Origin of the sequence: Fictibacillus sp. B-59209 (assembly GCF_036216745.1) — a bacterium.
GTDB classification, from domain to species: domain Bacteria; phylum Bacillota; class Bacilli; order Bacillales; family Fictibacillaceae; genus Fictibacillus_C; species Fictibacillus_C marinisediminis.
Genome location: NZ_JARMMC010000036.1, coordinates 14566 through 39593 on the forward strand (window position 1 = coordinate 14566; position 25028 = coordinate 39593).

A 25028-nucleotide genomic window follows, 5' to 3' on the forward strand; every position below is an offset into this window, starting at 1 on the left:
ATCCTTTTTTCCTAGCATAATTGGTAACAATTTACCTATATATAGTAAACTACGCTTCAAAAACATGGTTCTTTTCACAGACTAAAGTCTCCCATTCATTTCGTTCTTCAAGCGAAATATAAGGAAGAGCGGCTTTAATCTTCGTATGTTTTCCTTTGATGATGTAGCCGTCCCCTGCTGGAAGCTCTTTATCTGTTTCCGTATGAGGAAGGCGCATATTAAAGAAATACAGATCATTGCTCAATGTAGAACCCAGCAGGAATCCGGCAAACTTTTTCTTGATGTTCATGAACCAGCCATCATGCATATAGCTGTTCATGCTTGTAATCGAACCTGCCAGCATAAAATGGATGTTCTTCTGGCGTGCCTCTCTTGTCAGCTTCTCAAGCTGGTCTTTGATCTCAAAATCCATATTCATCTGCTGCATAAAGTTTTCCGCATCATCGATCATGATGACAACAGGAGGATAGGAATTTTCTTCTTGCCCGTTCCCCCATCCGAAGGAGAGGCTGTCGCTTTTTCTTTCCTCCATCTTGGCATAAATCTCGCTGAACAGCTCTTTTGCCTGCATGAAATCTGCTGCATAGCCCTTCACATGAGGAAAGGCCGCCATGCTCATGATGCCTTTCGTCTGCGGCTCCATCTCGATTAAATAGAGATCAAGCTGATCGGCAGGGTTTTGGTACATCAGCGATAAGGCCAGCGTTTGGAGAAGCGACGTTTTCCCGGATTCCACACGGCCCGTGACAAACACATGGTCTGCATCATCCAGATCGAGCGACTGGATGTCCAAATCCTCTACATCAATACCATACGGCAGCAGTTTCGAATCGGCCGTCGGAAACTCGTCCAGCAGCTGGTTTAAGGAAATTTCGCGAGGAAGCATCTGAATTGATTTTGCCCGTTCTCCTTTCGCCTCGTCCGCCATCTTTCCGGAAATCTCCCGGATAAAGGATACCTTTTCAAGCTCACTCCCTCCGTTATAAGGAAGCATCCCCTGAAAGATATGGGGCGGATTGTGTCCCTTCACAAACCCGCGGCCTTCCGGCAAGTTGGCTGCAGCAAAATTCGGCCGTCCAACAGCATAGTAGTAATCGGTATGGTCAGCCAGTTCAAAAGAGACCATGGAAGCGAAGTTGCTTCTATAGCGCTCGTACATGTCGTTCGTCTGATTTGCCGTAGCGAACGTAAGGATGCCGTAAGTCGCCCCCTCACGAAGGATCGTTTCCAGCTTCTCATTCTCAAATTCAAACGTTGACCGGAACCGGTGATATCCGTCAATCACGAGCAGCAGGACAGGCAGGGATTTTTTTGTGATGCTGCGGTACGTTTCGAGCGAGCTCACCCCTTCATTGGAGAATAGCTCTTTCCGCTTCGCCAGTTCTTTCAGGAAATAACGGAACAGCCGCTGCATTTTTTCCGTATCTTCTTCATGTACGACCCCGCCAACCTGCGGAAAACGGGCAAAGTCTTTCAACTGCCTGCTAAAGTCCACGATGTACGTATGCAGATCGCGTGGACCATGCTGATAGAACAAGGAAAGAAGTGTGGACTGCAGGAACGTCGTTTTCCCGGATCCAGGCATCCCGAATGCCATCAGGTGTCCTTCCTTCAGATCCAGCTCCAATGGATACTGAGCTTGATTGCCCACATCATCAATGATGCCGACTTTCGGCTCCATCCACTTTTCGCTCGATTCCCAAGCACCGGAAGTCCAATTCTCGGTTTCTATCAAATCGGAGATCGGAAGACTTTCAGGCAGCGGCTGCAGCCAAGGACCCGGCAGCGGATGAACATTGTTCTTCTCCGCTTCCTCCTTCATATGCCGGATTAGCACTTGAATCTGCTTTTCTGCGGTCTTGCCTTCTGTCTTGATTCTTTTTTGCACTTCATCAGTTCCATCGAGCTTCACTTCGGAAATGGTGGCAATATTGGCCTCTTCCTCGTTCTCAGGATGATACCCTGCCCCGCTCCAAGCGGATTGGAAGTATTCCAGTACTTCGTTGTTGCCGACCTGGAAATAGGCCCGTCCAGGAACGTTGATGCTCGCAGCGTTTGGAATCTTGATCATTTCGCGGCTGTCGTTATCATCCTGTACGCGCAGACAGATGCGGAAACGGGAGTTACTCCAGATTTTCTCATCCACTACTCCGGCTGGTTTCTGTGTAGCGAGCAGAAGATGGACGCCAAGCGTACGCCCGATCGCGGCGATCGAAATCAGCTCATCCATGAATTCTGGCTGATCTTTTTTCAGCTGGGCAAACTCATCAATGATGATGAACAAGTGAGGCAGCGGTTCTTTTGTCTTCCACTCGGATCGGAAGTATTCATCAATATGCTGAATGTTGCCCGCCCGGTTAAACAGCTTCTGACGCCTCTCCAGCTCAGCTCGCAGCGAGACCTTCGCCCGGTTGATCAGGTTAGGATCCTCCAGGTTTGTAATGGTCGCCACGACATGCGGCAGTCCCTGGAACGTATTGGACATTCCGCCGCCTTTATAATCGATGAGCATGAACGCCATATCATGCGGGTGGTAAGTGGCCGCAAGAGAAAGAATCATCGACTGGATGACTTCACTTTTTCCTGAACCGGTCGTGCCTGCCATCAGACCATGCGGACCATGGCCTTTCTTTTCAATCTTATCGTGGATGTTCAAATAGACCGGTTTGCGGCCTTCTCTGACTCCAATCGCGACAGGAAGCGTAGTCGGATAGCGGTTTTGGCTCCACTTGGACACAACATCTAGTTCTTCTGCTTTTTTCACGCCGTACATATCCAAAAACGGCAGAACCTTGGGGATTACTCCTGCAGAGGACTGCTTCACCCTTAGCGGTGCAATCATACGTGACATCGTTTTTGCCTCGGTCAGCGTAAAGTGGTCGATCGCTATTTTTTCAGAGCCAGTAAAGTAAACCACTTCATCCTGGTCATTGGAGAACGTTTCATACAATTGAGCCACACCGTCTCTCACTTCAACGATCAGTTCGCACTCCATCGGCAGTGCTTCTTTCGTCGGAGCAAGCAGAATGGCGGATGCGCCGATCGAATCTCCCTGTTTTAAAATGAGCGGCAAGAGGGAATCATCCTCCAGCAGAGAAAGGCTTGGCAGGAAAAAGACATATTCAGGAATATGAACAACGTCATCATTTTTTCCATCATTTTCAAGCTTTCTGATGTTGAGGCTGCTGTACAGCCTTTCAAACAGTTTCTGTGTCATCAGCTTTCCTTCAGCTACATACCGCCTTTCCCGGTCCTCATCCCAAACGTGAGGCAGCCATTTCATCCAGCTCCACTGTTCGCTTTCGATTTCAGGATAGGCACTGACAAGCTTCACTTCTTCCGGAGATTGGTGGGTGACAAGCTGAAGAGCCAGTACGCGGGCCATCTCCAGGATATCCGCACGCTCCCCGACCAGTCCGACCACACGCTTTTCCTGAAGCGGGATCGAAACCGGGACATTCTGCAGCTCACGGTATTCGGTCTGCAATTTTTGCGCTTCCGCAATGAGCGGATTCACATCATAACCATCCTGTGCCGGTACTTCAATCTCCATTTTAAACGGACGAGAACCGAGGCCGAGCCTCAAGTCCATAAAGTCTTCAGAATTATAGGCGCGCTCCCATAACGAACTCTTTCGGTCTGCGATCCGGCGTACACAGTCCTGAGGATTCGGATCTTTTTCCCGAAGAAAACGGGACTGCCTGTTCTTCAGGTCTTCAATTTCTCCAAGATGCTTCTTAATCTGTTCGTAATACTCATTGTGCAGCTGCTCCACTTCAAGCTTGTATGCTTTCTTCTTTTTGAAAAAAAGAATGATCGTCGCAATATAGGAGCCGAGCATCGGAATACTCATCGCCATCATAAAAATGGCATAGCTCGCACTGTTGTACATCGTTTTTGAAATATAGTACATGATTCCTACGGTTGCGAGCGTCAGAAAGATTGGAATGATCATGGACTCGAATGAAAATTTCGGCTCTGCCGGTTCCCCTTTTGGACGGTGAACGACCATCCTTCCTGAAGGCATCGCGAGCTTTAACCGCGGAGATCGTTTAAAATACGGCGACTTCCTCATCTCGTTCCCTCCTTAATCGATAATTTTCCATGCATAATCCATACTGGTCTGCTCCTCGGGCTGATCGTCTTCCGTGTAATCATCACTGGCCATAAAGTCATCTTCTTTTGGGAGTGATGACTGCGGCTCTTTGCTGAACCGCAAAAAGGAACCGTCCCAAACCCCAGCATCCGACAGCGATTTCTTTTTCTCCATACGGAACCAGTTTTTTTGATTAAAGGAATATTCAAGATCATAGGGCTCTTCTCCCCACCCCATCGCATGCCCTGCCCATTCGTGAAGCGCTTCGGCAATCTTTTTGCTTTCGAGATGGTTGGGCAGGCGCAAATCTTTTTCACTGTCATTATGTATAAAGGAAACAATAATCTCTTCCATTGATTCTCTTCCTTTCTACCAGGCGATGTCTAAAAAAGACAAGTCATCGCTTAGCGGAGATTGGAGCGATTTTTTCACAAGGATCTGCAGCTGATCCGTAGATGGCAGCTGCTTCAAGCCGTCAATCGCTGAAAACCCATCAGAATAAACCGCGATCCGGCGTACTCCGCCGAACGATTGACCCGTTACGGTATGAATGTCTCCGCCGATAAGCCCGTCCTTTGTTGACCATCGTTTTTTTGTTTCGGGTTGCATTTTGCCATTAGACGTTACTTCCCCTGAGGAGTTCCAGACTCTTAATCGTATATCTCCTGAAGACGCAAGAAACATGCCGGCTTGGCTGGTCATCTCATCTGCCATGTCGATCCGGCCGCAGATGAACATCGTTTCGCTGCCTTTTGTCCGTTTTTCCTCGAGCACTTCTCTTAAAATAGGCGGCATGAAATTCGGCAGACGATGTTTTCTGATCGTCTCTGTCCCTTCCACTGTCAGCTCTGTCAGATATGAGGCGAGTTTCTCTTTAACGCCTGCTTCATCCCTATACTCATCAACTGGAAGCTCCCCTAGCCACTGAATAAGCTTTTCAGATAAAAAGCGAGCGGCAAGATCCCCGCAAAAGGACAGACTAACCCCATCGCAGACTGCAAAAACGAGGCTTCGATCTTTCACTTCAAACGCTAAAAAATCCTGTCCCGAATCATCAGCTTCCTGTGTCTCACTGGACCTTGCATAACCGTAACGGATAGAAAAAGGATCCCGGTAAACAGACGATACCGGAGTTTCTTTCTTTTGATCACTATAATACGTATACATGGATTCACCTCAGGGTTTATGGAAATTTTAAATGTATATTAACGGACCGGTGTGGCGGCAGACATCTGAAATCCGAGAGAAACCAGGTCAGCATTCGTGCCCGGCAGCATCATCAGCGCTCCGGGTTCAATTTTATAGCCAGTTTCAATCATCATTTCCCGATAGCTCTCCGGCAAAGGACTGGAAAGGCGTTTCAGCTTGTTGCCATAGTCTTCATCGAGCACTGTTTCATACATGATACCCGGCCACTTTTTGGAGTTCTCAATGGGCTTGGATAAAATTTCGTCGGAGATAAAAATATTCTCGACGAGCACTTTTCCGTCTGGCACGGATAGGTTCATGATTCTTTGGACGATTGGCTCAGGATCTTCCCCCGTATAAGCTCCGTCAGTCATGTGGCATATTAATGGAGCAGGACAGCCCTGCATCTTTTCCAATTCCTGCAGGAGAATTTTTTCTGCAGCTGCAAAAGCCTTGGCTGTGTTGGTCAGCCGCTGGGTTTGGATATTATCAAGCGGCTTCATTCTGGCAAGCTCATCAATGCCTTTTATTCCGCCCAATACATCAAAAACATTGTCACTGTAGGCTAAAATGGAAACCTTATAGCGCGGGCTAAGCCTGCTGCCTTTAGTTGAACGGAACACCATCTGCCGGATCGCGGAGTTCAGGGCGCTCGTTACCACATCAATCCTTCTTTTTTCCTGTCCGTTCCCGGCGTCCATCATCTGGTTCATGGACGCGCTGATATCGAGCAGGTACATGATGTACGCTGGTGTTTGCTGTGTTGCTTGAAGACGATAATCCATGTTTTATTCGACCCCTATAGTTTAATAGTTTCAATTAATTACCCTTATTGTAAGGAAAAATTATGGAAAAGTGTAGATAAGTTCGTGATTCTGTCATACTACGAGACTATTTCCCTATTTTTTACGTTTTTATACTATATATCCCAGATGATTTTTGAACAAGGGTCTTCAGTTTTGTTTAATCGAACATTTACTTGCGGATTTGCCGCTTTTACTTGCGGTTCGACACGCCTTACTTGCGAAAACGAATCAGTTACTTGCGATTCGACACGATTTACTTGCAGAAACAGGATCTTTACTTGCAAAACACATCATTTTCACAAAAAAAAACGCCCAGACAGGTTCACTGTCTGAGCGCTTCGTTTATATTTCCTACTCCACCAAGAAAGCAAAGTAACAGATAAAGATCAAGAACAATACATACATGATCGGATGAATTTCTTTTCCTCTTCCTTTAACAAGCATCGTTACAGGATACATAACGAATCCTAGCGCGATCCCTGTGGCAATGCTGTACGTAAGCGGCATTGCGATAATCGTTAAGAATGCTGGAACCGCGATTTCAAGCTTGCTCCATTCAATCTTGCCAAGAACCCCAACCATGAGGACACCGACAACGATCAATGCCGGAGCGGTTACTGCAGGTGTTACAACCACCAATAACGGTGAGAAGAATAATGCCAGCAATAAGAACAAACCTGTAACAACCGATGTAAATCCTGTACGTCCGCCAGCAGCAACACCGGATGCTGATTCAATATATGCAGTTGTTGAAGATGTACCCAGAGTCGCACCGACAACGATTGCAGAGGAATCAGCCAGCAGCGCGCGTCCTGCACGTGGAAGCTTGTTGTCTTTCATAATTCCAGCCTGGCTTGCAACCGCCATGATCGTACCGGCTGTATCAAAGAAATCAACGAAGAAGAACGTTAATACAACTACAATTAAATGCGGTGTAAATATTTTATCGAAATTAGTGAAAGCTTCGCCGAATGTCGGAGCAAGGCTTGGCACCTTACCAACGATTTGATGAGGGGCATCGATCAATCCAAAGATCATTCCAACAATCGCGGTAATAACCATACCATAGAAGATTCCGCCTTTTACTCCGCGGACGACCATTAGAATGGTTACGATAAATCCGAAGATGGCAAGCAATGTATCAGGCTTCGTCAAGTGGCCCAATCCTACGAATGTTGCTTCATTGGCAACAACGATTCCTGCACTTTTTAATCCGATAAAGGCAATGAACAAACCGATTCCGCAGGCTGTTGCGTATTTCAGTTCTACCGGGATCGCGTTAATGATGGTTTCACGAATTTTAAAAACAGTAATCGCAATAAAGATAAGTCCGGATAACAAAACACCAGAAAGCGCCGTCTGCCAAGGAATTCCCATGCCAAGCACGACCGAGAATGTAAAGAACGCATTCAATCCCATCCCAGGTGCAAGAGCGATCGGGTATTTGGCTACAAGGCCCATAAACAGTGTACCGTAAGCCGCAGAGAGGGCTGTTGCCGTAAAGACAGCTCCTTTATCCATCCCGGTCTGGCCAAGGATTGAAGGGTTAACGAAAAGAATGTAAGCCATGGCCAGGAACGTGGTCAGTCCGGCAATAAATTCTTTTCGGTAGGTTGTACCGTGTTCATCAAAGCTAAAGTAGTTCTTCATCATAATCCCCCTGATTATCTAGTATGGAAAAACAAAAAAAGCTCAAGGTCTCTCTACCTTGAGCTAACATACAAAGGGAATAGAAATCACATGACGGAATCAGTGTATAAACCTGAATTCATATGATATTCCATGTACCTTCGTAGTCAGGCCATTTACGGCAGCCTGGTAGAAACTTTCGGGCCATATCCCCGAATTTATACGAAAAGACGATTGTCATGTTTATAAAAAATCGCACTAGCTGACTAGTGGCCAGCTTCAATGCCCCAAATCCTCGAGGTCGCGCTTTTCTTATAATCTGTGACTTTTATACTGTTTACATGGAAATTATACAAATTGCTACAGATTTCGTCAATCTATTTCCGAATATTTTTATTGGAAATTTATAAAACGTTCGTTTATTACTCCCATTCAATCGTTGCAGGCGGCTTGGACGTAATGTCATACACTACACGATTGATATGGTTAACTTCATTTACGATGCGCGTAGAGATTTTCTCCAGCACTTCATACGGAATGCGCGCCCAGTCGGATGTCATTCCGTCGATGGATGTAACCGCACGGATACCGATTGTGTAATCGTACGTTCTCATGTCTCCCATTACCCCTACACTGCGGATATCAGGAAGAACCGTGAAGTATTGCCATACATCCCGCTCAAGTCCTGCTTTACTGATTTCGTCACGCAGGATGAAGTCAGATTCACGGACAATCTCAAGCTTCTCGTCAGTAATCTCGCCAAGTACACGGATTCCTAGTCCAGGACCCGGGAACGGCTGACGCCAAACAATCGCATCAGGAATACCAAGCTCTGTACCAACCTTACGAACCTCATCTTTAAAGAGTGTGTTCAAAGGCTCAATCAAGGTAAACTTCATGTCTTCAGGAAGTCCGCCTACATTATGATGGGACTTGATCGTTTGAGCTGTAGCTGTTCCGCTTTCTACGATGTCCGTGTAAAGCGTACCTTGTGCAAGGTAATCCACGCCTTCAAGCTTGCTCGCTTCTTCGTCAAACACGTAGATGAATTCGTTGCCGATAATTTTACGTTTCATTTCAGGGTCAGAAACTCCCTTAAGCTTGCCAAGGAAACGGTCTTTCGCGTCCACTTTAATCACGTTCATGTGGAACCCTTCACTGAAGGTTTTCATAACACTGTCCGCTTCACCTTTGCGAAGAAGTCCGTGGTCTACAAAAATACAAGTCAGCTGGTCGCCGATCGCTTTATGGATCAATACCGCAACAACGGAAGAATCGACGCCGCCGGATAGAGCACAAAGCACTCTTTTATCTCCGACTTGCTGGCGGATTTTCTCCAGTTCGTCCTCGATCCAGTTTTCCATCGTCCAGCTGCCTTCACATTCACAGATGGCAAAAATAAAATTCTTTAGCATCTCATTTCCATATTCACTGTGGCGGACCTCAGGATGGAACTGAACGCCGTACAAGTGGCGGGAGATGTCGCTCATTCCCGCTACCGGACAGGAAATGCTCGTCACGTCGGTTACAAATCCTTGTGGAGGAGCAACAACAAGGTCACTATGGCTCATCCATGTCACCTGCTGTTTTGGAAGATCTTGATACAGCTTGCTTTCATTTGCAATCGTAATTTCTGCTTTCCCGTATTCACGGTGGTTGGCGCGCTCTACTTTTCCACCGAAGTGATGAGACATGAGCTGCATACCGTAGCAGATTCCCAGTACAGGGATGCCAAGGTCAAAAATCGCTTCATCCGCCGAAGGCGAATTCGGTGCGTATACACTGTTCGGTCCTCCAGAGAAGATGATTCCTTTTGGATTCAACTTCTTGATTTCTTCTGCAGTCGTTGTGTGCGGAAGCAGTTCACTGTATACCCCAAGATCACGAATACGCCTTGCGATCAGCTGGTTGTATTGGCCCCCAAAGTCTAGAACGACGATCATTTCACTGGCTAAATTCATTCTGTCACCCCATCTATTGATCTTTCCGTAGTATTTGCCAAATTTACCCTAACATATCCTTTTCTTTAACAAAAAACCGGAATCCCAGCTCTGTTTTTTCAGCAAAAAAAACAAAGGCAGAATTCCGGTTGTGCATAAAGAACCCTGCCTTCATAGTCAGGCCATTTACGGCGGCCCGGTAGAGACTCTCGATCCTTATTATCGAGGATATACGAAGGAGAATAATATTGACGGCATTGTATCTTAAGCACATTCTAACAATGGCTTGTCAGACGGTCAACCCCGCAGCTTTTTAATTAAATTTTCCCACAATTTCTTGTTGGTATCTGTCCATTGATCAGCAGTCTGCCTATTGCCGTATTGCAGAGATTCATAAGCAGAAGTCAGCATTCTCATATCCCGAGTATCAAGTGAACGGTCAACATAGACCGCATATTCCCTGAGTGTATAGGAAGGATCCTTTTTCAACCCGTAAAGCTGGGCCAGCCAGAGCAGCCGGTCATACGCATCTGCAAATGTTCCTGTCCCTTTTCGCCTGCGGAATCTCCAGATGTAATACTGACGGAGCCATTTTTTCCGGAACACAAGAGCAAGGAGTGCTGCTGCAAAGATAAGCGGAATCGCGTACAGCAAGGATTTGCCCAGGATGGCTAAACTTCCATCTCCATTTTTTCCCTTGCTCGCCGATTGGTCCTTCTCGTCAGGCTGCACTTCCTGTTTGTTTTTCTTCTTTACAGGAGAAGCAACTGATGCCGCCGCGCTCTTCACTTCCTCTTCAATCTGGCTTGGGTTGGAAAACCCTCTTGTTGGTTCAAAAGGCACCCAGCCGACTCCTGAAAAATAAACCTCCGGCCAGGAGTGGGCATTGGCATTCGTAACTTTATACGTCTTATTCATGTTTTTCGTTTCCTGATACTCTCCGTATGTAAAGCCCTTCACCCAGCGGGCAGGAATGCCGACTGACCGAAGCAGCACGATCATGGATGTCGAAAAGTTATCGCAGTACCCCTTCTTCGCATCAAACAAAAACTTATCCACGTAATCTTCGTTTTTCTTTGGTGCTCTCACATCGACGGTATCGTATCCAAAGTTATTCAGCGAAAAGAAATTCTCTACCGCCTTGGCTTTATCATACGGATTTTCAGCATTCTTTACGATAGATGCCGCCAGTTTTTTGACTCGTAAAGGGAGCTCTTTTGGAAGCTGCAGATAGTATTCGGTCACATACTGCGGATAGGACTGGCTGCTTTCCTGCAATTTTTTCTCATCGTATTGCGGAAGTTCATATTCCATTTGGTATTTCTTTAGTCTCGTTGGATCGCCCCCGCTCATCGTATCAATCTTTCCGGTCAGCGGGTCAAGCATAAAATCAACATTTTTTTTGGCTTGAATGGAAGTAATGACGCCTGGTGAAAGGATGAACGGATAGGTTTTCGCCATTTTGATGGTGGCTTTCTCTTTCATCATCTGAGCGCCCCCCGGTTCAATGAGACTGGAGATTGGGGCAGTATACTCCACCGATTGCGGGTTTAGCGCACGAAATTCCGGGGAGAAAGAGTTTTCCCACCCTTTTCCGGTATAGGCATCCTTCGTTTCGACCCGCCAGTAATGCTTTTCTTTTACGGTCGCGGTAAAAACCTCTTTGTAATCAAATTCGAACGGCCCTCCAAGATGGCTGTCATTCGTGCCATAGCCGATTCGGGCAAACTTGCTGTTGATGCCGGAACCATCTTCACCTTTATCCGACATGGACGTGATAAAAGGTACCGGGTCAGGCCATTGCGGAGATGCTTTAGGCGCAAGCAAGCCGAGCGTGGAAGACAGGGCGATGACCACAGTGAGCGGCACCATCCACATGATGGGAAACCGTCCTTTCATGAGCGAAAATCCTTCGGTCTCCACGATTTTCATTATTCTTAAGATGCCGACAAGAACCAGCCCGATAAATACAGTGCGCACGATCGCCATCTTCGCATCATACGGCGTAAACGTATCAAGGACCGTGATATATAGAACGGTTATAAATAAGAACAAAAAAATTCGTTTCGCCTGAATGAGCCAGTAATGCATGAGATAGCTCACGAGCCAGAGCAGGACAAAGAACAAAAGAGATCTGCTCAGCGAAGACATTTCCGTCCATTCCTGATTCCAGATGAACATCAGATTACTTTCCAGGTCACCGATCAGGTGAGGAACCCATTGGAATGATAAAAAAACATCGGGATAATACAGGGCATGCACGGCATACAGCAGGGCGATTAACTTGATCGGGAATGAGAGCCACACCGGCAGTTTGAAGTACGTAATAATAAACAAAAACGCGGTAAACACAACAAAAACCTGCGTATCCTTAGTGGACGTAATCTGGGTCAGCGGCCTGAGCCACTCCCACAGGAGCATAAACCCGAGAGCATAAAGAACAAGAGAGTAAATTGGTGACGGCCGGTTATCTTTAAATGCTTGCACGGCTTGCACCTGCCTTTAATGCGTCACTGAACCTCGGCCCGTAAATGGAAACCGCAGGAATTAAACTATTGTTTAAACGATGGATGGACGTGAGTTCTTGAGGGTGAAGCCTGTCATTGGCCGACATATAAAAATACACTGCGTTAGCCTGCCGGGCTGTAACCATTTCCAGTGTCTTGATCATTACATCATCCAGCAGCGGCGAGATGATGACAACAGTTCTTCCCTCAAGCCTGCCATCGATAAATTCCTGTTTCAGCCATTCATAAAAAGGCTTTTTTATATCCGGCTGAACGCTCGCAAGTTCATGAAAGATCCGCCATTCGTGGTCGGTTCCGCTGTTCATCAACAGCTGCCCTTTATTCCGGGAACTGTATAGACCTAGCGAGGCCCCTTTTTGCACGGAGTAATGCGTGATGGAAGCCGCAAAGGAAACGGCCTTTTCAAAAAGCCAGTCATGATTGCCGTAGCTTTCTGCGGATTGATCCAGTACGATGACATAATCGTCATTCCGCTGATGTTCAAACACTTTTGTCAGCAGTTTGCTGGAACGCGCACTTGCCTTCCAATGCAGCCAGGATAGCTTATCGCCGGGGGCATAATCCCTCACGCTTACCGTCGACGTATAGTCAGTCAGCGATTTTCTTCCGGCCCGCTGAATCCCGCTCTGAAGATGCTTGTCCATCTCCCAGCGCTCGATCTCCTGATACCTTGGATAGATGAAGACCTTATCAGACAGGTTTATTTTTATCTCTTTTTGCACAAAACCGAACACATCTCCTGTTTTCAGCGCGATGCTGTTCAGCTCATAAACGCCGCGCGGCACAGGCTTGATGCGGTACGTGTAGACAAGATTCTTTTTAAACAACGGAAAAAACAACACCCGGGAATGAATCTGATCTTCTTCCCCGCCGTGTAGCGCTTCTTTATATAAGGGAGCGGGAATCTCATCATGGATGACAAGATAAAAGAGAGGAAAAGGTGTTTTTCGTTTAAGGCGGATGGTCACGGTCAGTTCCTCACCGGCCATGAGTAGATCCTTGCTCAGTTCCCTCGTCATCTGTATTCTATGAAGCGGATAAAAGACCATCGTCACCGTATAGACGGTAAAAGGAAAAACGCTGTAAAACAAAAACCAGCTCACAAACCCACCCTGAAACATCGCGTACGAAAAGGTCAGCCCGAGAAGGAGTACGATGCCGGCAAGGCCAAGCGAGGTTTTATATTTGCTGTTCAGCTTCCACTTTAGCCGTTTCATCTGGCATGCTGCCCTTTCTGGATTGGAACAGGCACACGGTTCAGAAGATCACGGATGACGGTATCCGGCGTCTCTCCTTCAAATCTGGCTTCGGGTTTTAAAAGGATGCGGTGAGTAAGGACGTATGGCGCGAGATATTTTACATCGTCCGGCACCACAAAATCCCTGTCCATCATAAAAGCGTGTGCCTGGGCGGCCTTCATAAGCGCCAGCGATCCCCTCGGACTGGCTCCAAGATAGATGGAACGGTGATTGCGTGTGCGGTTTACAAGGTCAATGATGTATTTTTTTACGGTTTCATCGACATACACGGCTTTCACTTGCTCTTTCATTCCGTTCAGTTCCTCTGCGGTAACGACAGGCTTCAGGTTATCGATCGGATGGTCTTGCACGATCAAGCTTAAGATCGATAATTCTTCATCAGGGGTCGGATAGCCCATATTTAATTTCAGTAGAAAACGGTCCAGCTGAGCTTCAGGCAGGGGATAGGTTCCTTCGTATTCAATCGGATTTTGTGTGGCCATGACAAAGAAGGGATTCGGCAGGATGTGGGTGTGGCCGTCAACGGTGATACTTTTCTCTTCCATGGATTCCAAGAGGGCTGATTGTGTTTTCGGGGAGGTGCGGTTGATTTCATCGGCGAGTATAACATTTCCCATAAGTGGTCCAGCTCGAAATTCAAAGTTCATTTCCTTCTGATTAAAAATGGAAACCCCGGTTATGTCAGAAGGCAAAAGATCGGGAGTAAACTGGATCCGGTTGAACTGAAGTCCCAGCGATTTGGCGATGGCACGCACCATCATGGTCTTCCCGACTCCCGGAACGTCTTCAAGCAAAACATGCCCTCCGGCAAGGAGAGCCACAATGCTTAACTCTGAAACCTGCTTCTTTCCTACCATGACATGTTCTATATTTTTAATAACAGCTTCCAGTTCCGATCGGTAGCTGTCAAACTTAACTTTGTTTATACTCATGCGGTCATCCCCCTTTTTAATAGGCGATTCGATGCAACATCTAAGAAAGATATTCCCCCGAATTATGCCTGATAACCCTAATCCCCCAAAAGCAGTCTAGGTTCTATTTCCTATTTTATTTACATTCGCAATCAGCGGCCTTAACTCCTTGTTTTCGACAAAAAATTAAAAAGCCGCCTAGATACGGCGGCCTCGCTTACTTCTATACTCATTACTTGCTGCCGGATGATTCTATGAAATACTTAACCCCCGCTACGGTTCCGATGCCGAGCAGCGCGTATTTCAGTCCCACTAACGTGCTATGCGGAGTGGCTCCTCCTGCTTCCCAGAACGAATACAGCACTCCAAGCACAATGGCCACAATTGGGATATACCGGTTCGAAACCTTCGACGTTTGGCGGATTGCGTACAGAACGACAGCAAGCCCCACATATGGCGCAAAATTATTGATCAAGTCCATCCTTCACCCTCCTTTGATTGAGAAGATTTTATTATATTAATTTATTGCATTTTTCTTTTGGAAAGAACAAAAAAATTCATATCCAGTAAGGAAAGAATACAATTTAAAAAGCCTACCTCCGAAGAGATAGACTTAACTTCCATTCAGATTTTAGAGCATTAGCTGTGACGACGCTTTTTCTTTTTTACTTTTTTGCATTTAAATACAAACTTTGATGATGAACTTGATGATGAACGTTTGCATTTTTGTTTACTTGATCGGTGAGATGAACGTTTACAGTGCTTGCTAAAAGATGACATGTGACTCACCTCCTATTAAACGATCTGAGAGAAAGAGTAAATCTCTTAATCTCTCAATATACTATGTAAAAATATGGAGAATCGTGAAAGATTAACCGTAAAATGTGCGTTAATCTTGAATGGCTGTTTTAAACCTGCAAATAGCTTATGGGAGACAACTTGTCCAACTTTTTGCAAATGAGCTTGAATTCTATTAAAAAAAGACAGCCTAAATATAAGCTGTCTTACCTTACATCTATTCTAATCCTGGTGCAGGACCGAGTTTTTTTACCCACTTATTATGATTCATTTTTCCCCAGCAAGGATCACATTCTACCCTCTTCTTGCAGCATTTAGAAGATGAGGATTCTTTTTTATTCTTATGTTGAGAAGAACTTTTTTTACTCTTTTGATGTGAAGAACTTGAAGATTCTTTTTTACTCTTATGATGTGAAGAACTTGAGGGGTCTTTATTCTCATGATGAGAAGAGCTCGATGATTCTTTCTTGCACTCATGATGAGAAGAGCTTGAGGACTCTTTCTTGCACTCATAATGAGAGGAGCTTGAGGACTCTTTCTTGCACTCATGATGAGAAGAGCTCGATGATTCCTTTATGCACTGAGAGGAGCTTGAGGACTCTTTCTTGCACTCATGATGAGAGGAGCTTGAGGATTCACTCATAAACTCATGATGAAAAGAGCTTGAGGATTCTTTTTCGCAGCAGGAAGAAGCTTTTTTTAGTATTAATTTTTTACACTTCAAGTGGACAAAGGAACGGGATTTTTTTTTGCAATCATGTGAAGATGTTGAAGACTCCTCACAATTCTTAAAAAACATAAACATAAAACTCCTTAAAGTTAATTTTTTTATTATATATTCTATTTTATGCTTGTATAAAGACATTGCTTGGACTTATTAAATAAAGAACTAAAAAATGCAAAGCCAGCTTTTCCAACCTTAAGATTAAGCAATATTTTATTTAAGGTCCGGTGATTTGCAAGATCTTCCGATTCCTGTTATGATAAAGATAGAATTATTTTTGTTCGGTGTAAACGATAGTTAATCATCACTTTGGGCAGGGATAGTAATATATTGTGTGGTAACGCACTAGGAGGCAACAAATATGGAACATGGTACAGTTAAATGGTTTAATGCAGAAAAAGGTTTTGGCTTTATCGAACGTGAAAATGGTGATGATGTATTCGTACATTTCTCTGCAATTCAATCTGATGGCTTCAAGTCTTTAGATGAAGGTCAAAAAGTAACATTTGACGTTGAACAAGGTGCTCGTGGAGCTCAAGCTGCTAACGTTCAAAAAGCATAAACTTAAATTAGCATATCAAACAGGCTCTATATATAGAGCCTGTTTTTTATTGTTTATATTTATTACTCCATAAAAAAACCCCACTCAACATTCGAGCAGGGACGTGGTACAAGGTATTTGAAAAATGGTTTATCGCTTCACAGGTTAGTTAACAGTATAACATACTGTTTGAAAATATCAGAATGTATTTGTTGTTTCTTGTTTATAGCGGACCAGCCAGAAGTGAAACAGTTAAGTTCAATTTACTTTTCTGCTTATAAATCTCTTTCTCCAATCAGCATGTGGCGAACGTGCAGATTCGTCCCTTGCCGCCAAAGAATTGTTCAGCGCAAGCCCATTACCACTCTTTATCGCGGTAACCAGGCAGCAGCAGGTAAAATTGTTTGGAAAGGAAGAGCGGCGTATACGGCATGTCGTTTCGAAGCCAGCCTGTCAAGGAAGCCTGAGAAACGCAGATGAACAGGACTACTCCCCTTCGTATGAAGGATGAAGTTCCGCTTCAGCCGCCTGTCGAAGACCTTCACGAGCAATGGAGTGATGATCAAATACAGGCGCTTCAGCATCAGTTAGGTTCTTCCATCTTCCATCATCGGAAATCCTGACACGGTTAAGGAGAAGCTGCAGAAATTTTTAGACTTGAGCCAAGCCGATGAAATCATGGCGATCACTCAAGTTTATGATCATCAAAAACGCCTGCGTTCCTATGAAATTTTGTCTGATATCACTAAATAACAGCCACAAAAACCCAGAATTCCTTAATTGGGACTCCGGGTTTTTCTATATGAGAAAAGCGCCGGGTCAGTTAAAAACAGCCGGCTCTATATAATATTAATTTACCCCGCAGCCAATACCGCGAGCATAATGAGAGCGATAAGAAGTAAAATCACATTACAAAAGCTTTCGGTAGCTTAGTATCGAAAAAAGAAAAATAATGATATAAGTTCCATATAGGTTGGCTTCTAATTTTGTCGATATCTACTTAGAATTTGTAGATATTTCTCGGGAAATTGTTGAAATTTGAAAATTGGTGAATCCGAATGGTGTTTGTTGATACATAAGTTCTTTACCTGTATCGTCTAGGTGCTTGTCCATATCGGGCAGCGCTATAAGCGCTCCGATGTCAGATTGATCAAAGATAAATCGATCGCCATCTTTTAAAAACACATATCCATTCCGTTCTAAGATTTGGCCATACTTCCGAATAGTGGGTAATGCTTCCCCACTTCTTCTGCCCATTTCCTTGGGAGAGAATGCTCGTCTGCTCGTAACTTATATCGCCCTGCGATACGAAACAAAAAAAGAGACGATCAACCTCTTTCAAAAGCAGCTCATTAAGGATGACTCTTATTTTGAATGAGGTTCTCAACCGCCACAGTTGCATATCGCTTAAACAAATCCCCCATAAATTTCAATTGAGCTCTCGTTTTCTTGTACCACCTTATTTTAGGAATATGGCGAAAAGCCTCTCCCATTTTCCTTTTGGTTTTTGTACAGCTTCTTCTAAACGTTTATTAAAATCATTTTGTGAACGCCATTCTTGTTTCTGTTCGTCCCGCATATTTTGTATTTCTTTTTGTAAGAGTTCACTTTTTTGTTTTTCTTGTTGCAGCAATGTTTCGTAATTGTGTTTTTGTTGTTCAGTTAATTTTTCAATTTTAGCATTAGTCTTTTGCGCTGAATTCCCAATACTAGAACTTATAACATGATGATCTTGCTGGAGCCGGGAAACGGTTGTTTTAAGCTGTGACATATCGTTTGTCAATTGGACATTCATTTCACGTGTGGCTGCGAGTTCATTAGCCAAAAACATTAAGATCTCTTTCAATTGTTTGGAATCGTGGGGTAAATTGTCATATGTATCGGGTATCGCAATTTCTGTTTCATTGGATCCTTCTACTCTTTCTTTTTGTTGATACACAAGGTCTTTAGCTGTATCGTCCAGGGCCTTATCCGTATCGCGTAACGCTATAAGCGCTTCGATATCGGATTGAACAAAGATACGCCGATCGCCATCTTTTAAAAACTCATATCCATTTCGCTCTAAGATTTGGCCATACTTTCGAACAGTGGGTGTTGCAATCGCCACTTCTTCTGCCACTTCCTTGGAAGAGAAAGCTCGTTCATTTGGTTGTATATCATTTCGCATATCGGACCTCCTTTTCTCTTAAATATAAGGTTTTTTGATGGATTCGTATATCGCTCAGTGATACAAACCACAAAAATGGCCTTTCCGCCCATTTCTTGAGAAACTCTATTAAAGATGACGCTTGTTTTTGATCGAGGTTCTCAGCCGCCTCAACTTCCATTTTATCAAGCATGCATTTTGTTTAAATAAAACAGATCTTCAATGAATTTCACTTGGGTCTTTTGATTTTCTACTATAGTAAAACTACAGCTAAACGTTGAAGACAAGCAACTGCTTATCAAAAACAAAACAATCTTTTAGAAGAAATTAAGCGTGCTATTAATGAAAGGGATACACATGTTCTCCCGCTACAAAAGACGAAACGAAAACTTATGTCTATTTAAACGAGGGCAGAGCATTTAACTTGTTATATTAATTTTTAAAGGCGTATCATTGCTTAGGTACGTATGTCAAGGAGGCACAACGATGAAACAACTTTCGCGAACAAATACAGTCTTACTGCTTACATTTCTTGTGATTATGTGGGGTGTCAATTGGCCATTATCCAAGATCGCACTTAGCTATACTCCCCCATTATTATTTGCCGGAATTAGAACGATTTTGGGCGGTCTTATTTTACTTATTTTTGCACTTCCAAGATATAAAAGGCTTCGTTTTAAAGAAACATGGCATTTTTACTTTATTTCAGCTTTTTTTAACATCATCCTTTTTTATGGTCTTCAAACGGTAGGTCTTGGTTATGCACCAGCAGGATTGTTTTCTGCCATTGTATTCATCGAGCCGGTGCTGCTCGGGATTTTCTGTTGGATTTGGCTTGGGGAATCGATGTATAGATTAAAAATGATTGGATTACTCCTTGGCTTCACAGGTGTTGCAATTATAAGTGCAAGCGGATTTACAGGTGGTATTTCAGCTGTTGGTATTATCCTGGCTCTTGGCTCTGCAGTAGGCTGGGGATTGGGCACGGTTTATGTTAAAAAAACAGGTGATCGTGTTGATTCGATCTGGATGGTTACCGTACAGCTTATTATGGGTGGGCTCTTCTTGTTAAGTGTAGGCTCCAAATTTGAGAGCTGGTCAAATATCCAGTGGGAAATGCCATTTATAGCAAACTTATTATTCATCTCTACCTTTGTCATTGCCTTTGGCTGGCTGGCATTCTTTACACTCGTCGGTTCAGGCGAAGCGAGCAAAGTCGGATCATTCACTTTCCTGATCCCGCTCATCGCCATCCTTTGCAGTTCTTTCTTGTTACATGAAAATATTACCCTGAATTTAGTAGTCGGCCTTTTATTTATCGTGATTAGTATATTGTTTGTAAACATGAAGCTCAAATCCAAGATGGTACCCGACTCGAGTGTTTAAAGGAAAAGACATGTAATAATACACAGTCAGTTTAAAAGAGATGATCTCTGGATTTAACAGAGTTCATCTTTTTTTTGGATTTTTATAATATTCCTTGGCGTCTTGGCTTTTGACTTTGTCGATATCTACTCAGAATTTGTAGATATTTCTCGGGAAATAGCTAATTTGTGAAAATCGTGAATTCTGAATGGTATTTTTTGATACACATGGCCTCTAGCAAAATCGATCGCAATCTCATGTTATATCGCCCTGCGATATGAAACCTTTCTGCCCCTTATTTTCGAAATATGGAGAAAAGCTTTTCCCATCTTCCTTTACGTTGTTGTATCGCTTCTTCTAACCGTTGATTAAAATCGTTTTGTGAACTCCATTCTCTTTTCTGTTCGTCCCGCATAATTTGTATCTCTCGTTGTAATTGTTCACCTTTTTGTTTTTCTTGCTGCAGCAATGTTTCGTAATGAATCGTTTGCTGTTCCGTTAATTTTTGAATTTTGGCGTTCGTTTTTTGTGCTGAATTTCCAATGGTAGAACTGATAATATGATGATCTTGCTGGAGTCGGGAAACTGTTGTTTTAAGCTGGGACATATCGTTGGTCAGTTGGACATTCATTTCACGGGTAGCTGCGAGTTCTTTGAATAAAATCATTAAGGCTTCTTTTAGTTGATTGGGGTCATGGGGTAACGTTTCATATGTATCGCTTATTGCAATCTCTGTTTCATTAGATTCTTTTAATCTCTCTTGTTGCAAACCCACAAGTTCTTTTGCTGTATCGTCCAGGGAGTTGGGCGTATCGCGCAGCGCTATAAGCGCTTCGATGTCAGATTGAACGAAAATACGGCGATCGCCATCTTTCAAAAACTCATACCCATTCCGCTCTAAGACTTGTCCGTACTTTCGAACTGTTGGAGTTGCTATCCCCACTGCTTCCGCGACTTCCTTGGAGGAGAAAGCTCGTTCATTCGGTTGTATATCACGTCGCATATCGGGCCTCCTTTTCTATTTAATAGTTTATTATGCAGGTTACATTCGTAAGTTATATCGCCCAGCGATACGAAAAACTTAAGCGTTTTTATTATGATGAGATATACCTATCTAAGTATATCATTTCGTTAAATATGAAGATTTTTTGACAAACTTGCATATCGCCCAGCGATACAAGATCCATAAAAGAACCACTTGTCCACTCCTCTGCAGAAAAACCCCATCACCCTTAACTTCGCCTAAGTATAAACAATTTATGTTAAAATAAATGCTGCTTCACGTTCAAGGTGGAGAGCCCTTTCTACCTTCAAATTTACAAATCAGGGCAACTTAGGAGTGTATTAAACTATGAACAAAAAAGATATCGCACAGCTGAGAAAACAATTTAAAAAAGAAAATGCTTCACTTAACATCTCCACCATCTTTAATGTGTATATAACGAAAGAATCGAGTGACATTTATCATCACCAGAGCCAGCCTTTTGAAATGCTAGATTCTGAACAACAAGAGCTGTTTCTGAACAATTTTAAAAAATTACTTGCCGGCAACCTGGATGAGAAGCTCTTTGAATTAAAGTTTCAACGTAATGCTGAGAACAGCAGCCAGCTCATCCTCCATCAAGGTTTGCTCAGCAGTGATACCGAGGACTGGAAAGAGCGAATGCTCCAAATGGTAGGCAAAATGCTGCAGGATCGGCTATACGAGATGGATATCGTGATTACCTTCATTAAAGGAGAATACTTCAAACCGACGAAACGCCGTGGTGCTGATTCTGAGGAAAATGAACACGATACCGTTTATTCTCATCCCTTTATTCTTTGCAGTATTAACAATACGCAAGACCCTAAAAAGGAACTGCTGTTTGACTATGTGGAAAAAGAGTTCAAATACAACTTTGTGCTTGACCCCATCATCAACCTGAATGCACCGATTGCAGGATTCCTGTTTCCTTGTTTCACTGATAATGCGGCCGATGTGAACCACATTCTGTATTCGGCAGGGAAAGTCCATGAGCCTGATTATTCATTCATAGAGCAAGTGTTAAATGCTGAAGAAATGATGACAGCAAAGGATGATAAAGCCGTTTTTGAAGAAATTATTAAAAACGTAACCAGTGATCAATTAAATACATCCACTCTCTCCAATGTGTATGAAGAAATTCACCGTATGATTGAAGAAAATGAAGAGGAAGAACAACCAAAATTGGACACCAAGGACGTGGAACGGGTGCTCAAGATGAGCGGCCTTGAAGACATCAACACGGAAAAGGTAGAATTAGCCTTCAAAAATGTAATAGATAATGACAAGTACGAGATTAAAGCAACCAGCGTCGTTCCGAAGTATAATTCAAAATCCATTAAAATTAACACAAAAGTAGCTAACATCTCCATCAGCCCACAGGACCTGCGATACGTAAAACAAGTCCATCTCAGCGGCAAACGCTACCTCATGATTGAAGTGGAAGAAGACACCGTCATCGAAGGCTTTACGATGATTCCAGAGGCTTTTGCGGAGAAAGTGGAGAATTAATAGAAAAAAGCTTCTCCTTTTTAACCTGGGAGAAGCTTTTTATTATGTGTACGTTTCTCGTTTAATCAATCGGCATTGGGGCATTTGGAGATACAAGATTCTGTTCTTTTAGCTCCTTCCAGAAGTCAGAAGGAATATCTTCCTTGGAGGCAGCTACATCCTCTTTCACATGTTCCACCCGAGTAGAGCCGGGAATGACAGCAGCTACTGCGGGATGGGCCATGGAGAATTGAAGTGCGGCAGCTTTAATACTCACCTGATGCTTTTCAGCAATCTGTTTGATCTGGTTCGCTTTTGAAGCAATTTCATCGGGAACATCTCCATAATCGAAATGATTTCCTCCAACCAATACTCCCGAATTGAACGGAGCGCCGACGACAATATTTACTTTTTTCTCCGCAGCTCTTGGCATTAACTTAAGCAACGCATGCTCATGGTTCAATAGCGTATAATGGGTCGCTTGCAGGCTGATGTCCGGGCGTGTTTCTTCCAGTTCAATGGCAAGTTCGATTGGTTCTGTCCGATTGACTCCCAGACCCCATGATTTAATCACTCCTTCGTCACGAAGGCGGGACAGCACACGGAACGCCCCTTTTCGTGCAATATCAAACTGTGTTACCCATTCGTCACCGAGAAAATCGGGCGAAACATCGTGCACATATACAAAGTCCAGACGATCCGTTTTTAACCGCTCCAGGCTTTGCTCGACCGATCGCAGGGTCGCATCTTCACTGTAATCCGTGGTTATTTTATTTTTGCGGCCATGCTCAAACATCCCTTCCTTTTCCTCTGTTTCATCTTCAATCACCCTGCCCACTTTCGTTGATAAGAAATAGTCATCGCGATTGTATTTGGATAAAACTTCTCCCAGACGCAGTTCCGCTAATCCCGCTCCGTAAAACGGGGCCGTATCAAAATAACGGATTCCGAGATCCCAGGCGGTTTCAATCGTTTTCCACGCTTCTTCCTCCGGAACCTCCCTGAACATATTTCCAAGCGGCGCCGTACCCAGACCCAATTTTCCTTTAATCAAGCTCATAGATATTGCCTCCTATCCAACGATTAGTCTTTTTTTCACTGTTTATTTCCATTCCTTTTCTCTTTGCACTTAAAACACAGGATTCCGCAAGAAAAAACCGCCAAACAAATAGTGGCTGCATTCGTTATTTTTCTCTCTACCTTAACCAACGGTGTTCCGGTGGCTTCTTCCAAAAACCGTCTCATGATTTTAATCGGTTGATCCGGCCAAAGGTGAAGTCCCCACGCGGACGAGAATTTAACACTCTGATCGGATCGGCCAGGAATGGGTTCGTCCGGATCCAGGAAATCGATCGCATCTGGATAGTATAATGTTTCTATTACGCTTTGAGTTGGGGTACCTGCATTGGTTAGCGGTTCTAATACCGATAGTTGTTCTCTTCTCCCCTGGCTGAGGAAATATACCCTTCCTGTTTCCAGTAACGCAGTGTGGAATTCGCTACGCCTATTCTCCCGGCAACTTAACGATTTGCCGGAATGACCTCAATCTGGAAAGCAAAAAAGCCACCATCAAGAGAACACCCGCCCGCTCAAGCATTAAAGGCAGCAGCTGTAACAGCTTAACTCCCTCCTTCTGGAAAACCCTAAATATACTATCTTTAGTACTTGTTCATGTTATCAGGCTTAACGGTTATTGCATTTTACTATTTTCTTAAGCGTGAGAGGTGGCTATAATAGATGAGTGGGGGATTTCACACCATAACGAATAAAAAAGCTGCTAGGCTGAAATATAAATGAAAGAGGTAATTATGTGAATACAACATCATCATCGATAGCATCCACAAAAACAAGAGCATTAGTCATCAATGCCCTTTTCATCGGATTGACTTTTGTGGCAACGTACATTAACTTCAAGCTTCCGATCATGGGTAACGGAGGATTAATTCATCTGGGTAACGTTCCTCTATTTGTAGCGGCATTTGTTTTCGGCAGAAAAACAGGTGCCATTGCAGGCGCAGTCGGAATGGGTTTATTTGACCTCCTCTCCCCGTGGACGGTGTGGGCACCGTTTACCTTCGTTATCGCAGGAGCAATGGGATATGCAGCCGGCCTCATATCCGAAAAAGTACCCGGCAACAAAGTTCTGGTTAACACCCTGGCCGTCGTCGCCGCCCTTGTGATCAAGATTATTGGATACTACTTTGCAGAAGTAATCCTTTATCATAACTGGGTTCAGCCTTTTGGGTCTATTCCGGGGAACTTCTTGCAGGTTGTTGTGGCTGGTATTATTGTTATACCGATTGTTGCTCGGATAAAGCAGAGAGTGATATAGATTTAAGCATAAAAGAACCCTATGGAGCAGTACCTGATAGAGGATTGCTTCATTATTTATAAACTCCAAAGAAGAAACACGAATAAGTGATTACCCTTTTTTGGTTACTAAGAAGGGGCTGTCCAAGAAGTCTGTAAGCTGTTGATTTCCGTCCAGGGTGCTCGCTTTCCGCGGGGCGTGCGGTGAGCCTCTTGGCGCTAGCGCCTGCGGGAGTCTCACCTGTCACGCTAGTCCCGCAGGACAAGGAAAGCTT

General features: G+C 44.1%; 19 protein-coding genes, 1 pseudogene and 2 riboswitches. Of the genes and pseudogenes, 5 read left to right on the top strand and 15 right to left on the bottom strand.

The annotated features are described in order from the left end of the window. Nucleotides 1-49: 49 nt before the first annotated feature. The 10 genes from essC to P4361_RS21295 form a co-directional block, all read right to left on the bottom strand. Entirely contained in the window at nt 50-4075 is a 4026-nt protein-coding gene (gene essC, locus P4361_RS21250; protein ID WP_328090886.1) for a type VII secretion protein EssC, read from the bottom strand. Between the two features lie 12 nt (nt 4076-4087). Continuing rightward, nucleotides 4088-4450: a hypothetical protein gene (locus P4361_RS21255; RefSeq protein WP_328090887.1), complete on the bottom strand. Its 363-nt coding sequence runs from the start codon at nt 4448-4450 to the stop codon at nt 4088-4090. Nucleotides 4451-4465: 15 nt separating this feature from the next. Further along, entirely contained in the window at nt 4466-5263 is a 798-nt protein-coding gene (locus P4361_RS21260; protein WP_328090889.1) for a PP2C family serine/threonine-protein phosphatase, read from the bottom strand. 38 nt (nt 5264-5301) lie between these two features. Further along, the gene (locus P4361_RS21265) at nt 5302-6069 is read right to left on the bottom strand and encodes a vWA domain-containing protein (RefSeq protein ID WP_328090891.1); all 768 of its coding nucleotides are present in this window, start codon (nt 6067-6069) and stop codon (nt 5302-5304) included. Between the two features lie 372 nt (nt 6070-6441). After that, nucleotides 6442-7740, bottom strand: coding sequence for an NCS2 family permease (locus P4361_RS21270; RefSeq protein WP_328090904.1), 1299 nt, complete (start codon nt 7738-7740; stop codon nt 6442-6444). 123 nt (nt 7741-7863) lie between these two features. Beyond that, nucleotides 7864-7965: riboswitch (purine riboswitch) on the bottom strand. A 176-nt stretch (nt 7966-8141) separates the two neighbouring features. After that, the gene (gene guaA, locus P4361_RS21275) at nt 8142-9680 is read right to left on the bottom strand and encodes a glutamine-hydrolyzing GMP synthase (protein WP_328090892.1); all 1539 of its coding nucleotides are present in this window, start codon (nt 9678-9680) and stop codon (nt 8142-8144) included. A gap of 133 nt (nt 9681-9813) precedes the next feature. Then, a riboswitch (purine riboswitch) is annotated at nt 9814-9915 on the bottom strand. Nucleotides 9916-9956: 41 nt separating this feature from the next. Beyond that, nucleotides 9957-12146 carry a transglutaminase domain-containing protein gene (locus P4361_RS21280; protein WP_328090893.1) on the bottom strand — a complete coding sequence of 730 codons (2190 nt, stop codon included), beginning with the start codon at nt 12144-12146 and terminating at the stop codon, nt 9957-9959. Further along, nucleotides 12133-13404, bottom strand: coding sequence for a DUF58 domain-containing protein (locus tag P4361_RS21285; protein WP_328090894.1), 1272 nt, complete (start codon nt 13402-13404; stop codon nt 12133-12135). The genes P4361_RS21280 and P4361_RS21285 overlap by 14 nt, the downstream gene beginning before the upstream one ends. Further along, complete coding sequence (locus tag P4361_RS21290; protein WP_053356040.1) at nt 13401-14378, bottom strand: AAA family ATPase; 978 nt, start codon at nt 14376-14378, stop codon at nt 13401-13403. The genes P4361_RS21285 and P4361_RS21290 overlap by 4 nt, the downstream gene beginning before the upstream one ends. A gap of 211 nt (nt 14379-14589) precedes the next feature. Beyond that, complete coding sequence (locus P4361_RS21295; RefSeq protein ID WP_328090895.1) at nt 14590-14838, bottom strand: phage holin family protein; 249 nt, start codon at nt 14836-14838, stop codon at nt 14590-14592. A 1402-nt stretch (nt 14839-16240) separates the two neighbouring features. Between P4361_RS21295 and cspC the strand changes: the two genes are divergently transcribed. Both cspC and P4361_RS21305 read left to right on the top strand, forming a co-directional pair. Further along, nucleotides 16241-16441: a cold-shock protein gene (cspC, locus tag P4361_RS21300; RefSeq protein ID WP_248251177.1), complete on the top strand. Its 201-nt coding sequence runs from the start codon at nt 16241-16243 to the stop codon at nt 16439-16441. A 455-nt stretch (nt 16442-16896) separates the two neighbouring features. After that, nucleotides 16897-17043 (top strand): hypothetical protein, encoded by a 147-nt coding sequence (locus P4361_RS21305; RefSeq protein WP_328090896.1) that lies wholly within the window; start codon nt 16897-16899, stop codon nt 17041-17043. An 836-nt stretch (nt 17044-17879) separates the two neighbouring features. Here P4361_RS21305 and P4361_RS21310 read toward each other — a convergent pair. Further along, complete coding sequence (locus tag P4361_RS21310; protein WP_248251173.1) at nt 17880-18587, bottom strand: hypothetical protein; 708 nt, start codon at nt 18585-18587, stop codon at nt 17880-17882. A gap of 465 nt (nt 18588-19052) precedes the next feature. On the opposite strand from P4361_RS21310, the gene P4361_RS21315 reads away from it, so the two are divergent. Next, nucleotides 19053-19952: a DMT family transporter gene (locus P4361_RS21315; protein WP_328090897.1), complete on the top strand. Its 900-nt coding sequence runs from the start codon at nt 19053-19055 to the stop codon at nt 19950-19952. A gap of 274 nt (nt 19953-20226) precedes the next feature. Here the strand turns inward: P4361_RS21315 and P4361_RS21320 are convergent, their stop codons facing one another. Beyond that, the gene (locus P4361_RS21320) at nt 20227-20934 is read right to left on the bottom strand and encodes a hypothetical protein (RefSeq protein ID WP_328090899.1); all 708 of its coding nucleotides are present in this window, start codon (nt 20932-20934) and stop codon (nt 20227-20229) included. A 348-nt stretch (nt 20935-21282) separates the two neighbouring features. Between P4361_RS21320 and P4361_RS21325 the strand changes: the two genes are divergently transcribed. Then, nucleotides 21283-22464 (top strand): DUF4317 domain-containing protein, encoded by a 1182-nt coding sequence (locus P4361_RS21325; RefSeq protein WP_328090901.1) that lies wholly within the window; start codon nt 21283-21285, stop codon nt 22462-22464. A gap of 61 nt (nt 22465-22525) precedes the next feature. Here the strand turns inward: P4361_RS21325 and P4361_RS21330 are convergent, their stop codons facing one another. From P4361_RS21330 to P4361_RS23325, 3 genes and pseudogenes are all read right to left on the bottom strand, one after another. Further along, entirely contained in the window at nt 22526-23503 is a 978-nt protein-coding gene (locus P4361_RS21330) for an aldo/keto reductase (RefSeq protein WP_328090902.1), read from the bottom strand. 152 nt (nt 23504-23655) lie between these two features. Next, nucleotides 23656-23865: pseudogene (locus tag P4361_RS21335) on the bottom strand (FAD-binding oxidoreductase); the annotation flags it as partial. Further along, nucleotides 23862-23951 (bottom strand): MerR family DNA-binding transcriptional regulator, encoded by a 90-nt coding sequence (locus P4361_RS23325; RefSeq protein WP_082316274.1) that lies wholly within the window; start codon nt 23949-23951, stop codon nt 23862-23864. The pseudogene P4361_RS21335 and the gene P4361_RS23325, both read right to left, overlap by 4 nt. 302 nt (nt 23952-24253) lie before the next feature. Between P4361_RS23325 and P4361_RS21340 the strand changes: the two genes are divergently transcribed. Further along, nucleotides 24254-24775: an ECF transporter S component gene (locus P4361_RS21340; protein ID WP_248251168.1), complete on the top strand. Its 522-nt coding sequence runs from the start codon at nt 24254-24256 to the stop codon at nt 24773-24775. Nucleotides 24776-25028: the final 253 nt, after the last annotated feature.

What these genes read in the sequence shown, in the direction of transcription:
- P4361_RS21315 (WP_328090897.1), top strand. Translation starts at nt 19,053, where the DNA reads ATGAAACAACTTTCGCGAACAAATACAGTCTTACTGCTTACATTTCTT.
- P4361_RS21325 (WP_328090901.1), top strand. Translation starts at nt 21,283, where the DNA reads ATGAACAAAAAAGATATCGCACAGCTGAGAAAACAATTTAAAAAAGAA.
- P4361_RS21270 (WP_328090904.1), bottom strand. Translation starts at nt 7,740, where the DNA reads ATGAAGAACTACTTTAGCTTTGATGAACACGGTACAACCTACCGAAAA.
- P4361_RS21260 (WP_328090889.1), bottom strand. Translation starts at nt 5,263, where the DNA reads ATGTATACGTATTATAGTGATCAAAAGAAAGAAACTCCGGTATCGTCT.
- guaA (WP_328090892.1), bottom strand. Translation starts at nt 9,680, where the DNA reads ATGAATTTAGCCAGTGAAATGATCGTCGTTCTAGACTTTGGGGGCCAA.
- P4361_RS21330 (WP_328090902.1), bottom strand. Translation starts at nt 23,503, where the DNA reads ATGAGCTTGATTAAAGGAAAATTGGGTCTGGGTACGGCGCCGCTTGGA.
- cspC (WP_248251177.1), top strand. Translation starts at nt 16,241, where the DNA reads ATGGAACATGGTACAGTTAAATGGTTTAATGCAGAAAAAGGTTTTGGC.
- P4361_RS21310 (WP_248251173.1), bottom strand. Translation starts at nt 18,587, where the DNA reads ATGCGAAATGATATACAACCAAATGAACGAGCTTTCTCTTCCAAGGAA.
- P4361_RS21265 (WP_328090891.1), bottom strand. Translation starts at nt 6,069, where the DNA reads ATGGATTATCGTCTTCAAGCAACACAGCAAACACCAGCGTACATCATG.
- P4361_RS21290 (WP_053356040.1), bottom strand. Translation starts at nt 14,378, where the DNA reads ATGAGTATAAACAAAGTTAAGTTTGACAGCTACCGATCGGAACTGGAA.
- P4361_RS21285 (WP_328090894.1), bottom strand. Translation starts at nt 13,404, where the DNA reads ATGAAACGGCTAAAGTGGAAGCTGAACAGCAAATATAAAACCTCGCTT.
- P4361_RS21255 (WP_328090887.1), bottom strand. Translation starts at nt 4,450, where the DNA reads ATGGAAGAGATTATTGTTTCCTTTATACATAATGACAGTGAAAAAGAT.
- P4361_RS21305 (WP_328090896.1), top strand. Translation starts at nt 16,897, where the DNA reads ATGAACAGGACTACTCCCCTTCGTATGAAGGATGAAGTTCCGCTTCAG.
- essC (WP_328090886.1), bottom strand. Translation starts at nt 4,075, where the DNA reads ATGAGGAAGTCGCCGTATTTTAAACGATCTCCGCGGTTAAAGCTCGCG.
- P4361_RS21295 (WP_328090895.1), bottom strand. Translation starts at nt 14,838, where the DNA reads ATGGACTTGATCAATAATTTTGCGCCATATGTGGGGCTTGCTGTCGTT.
- P4361_RS21320 (WP_328090899.1), bottom strand. Translation starts at nt 20,934, where the DNA reads ATGCGACGTGATATACAACCGAATGAACGAGCTTTCTCCTCCAAGGAA.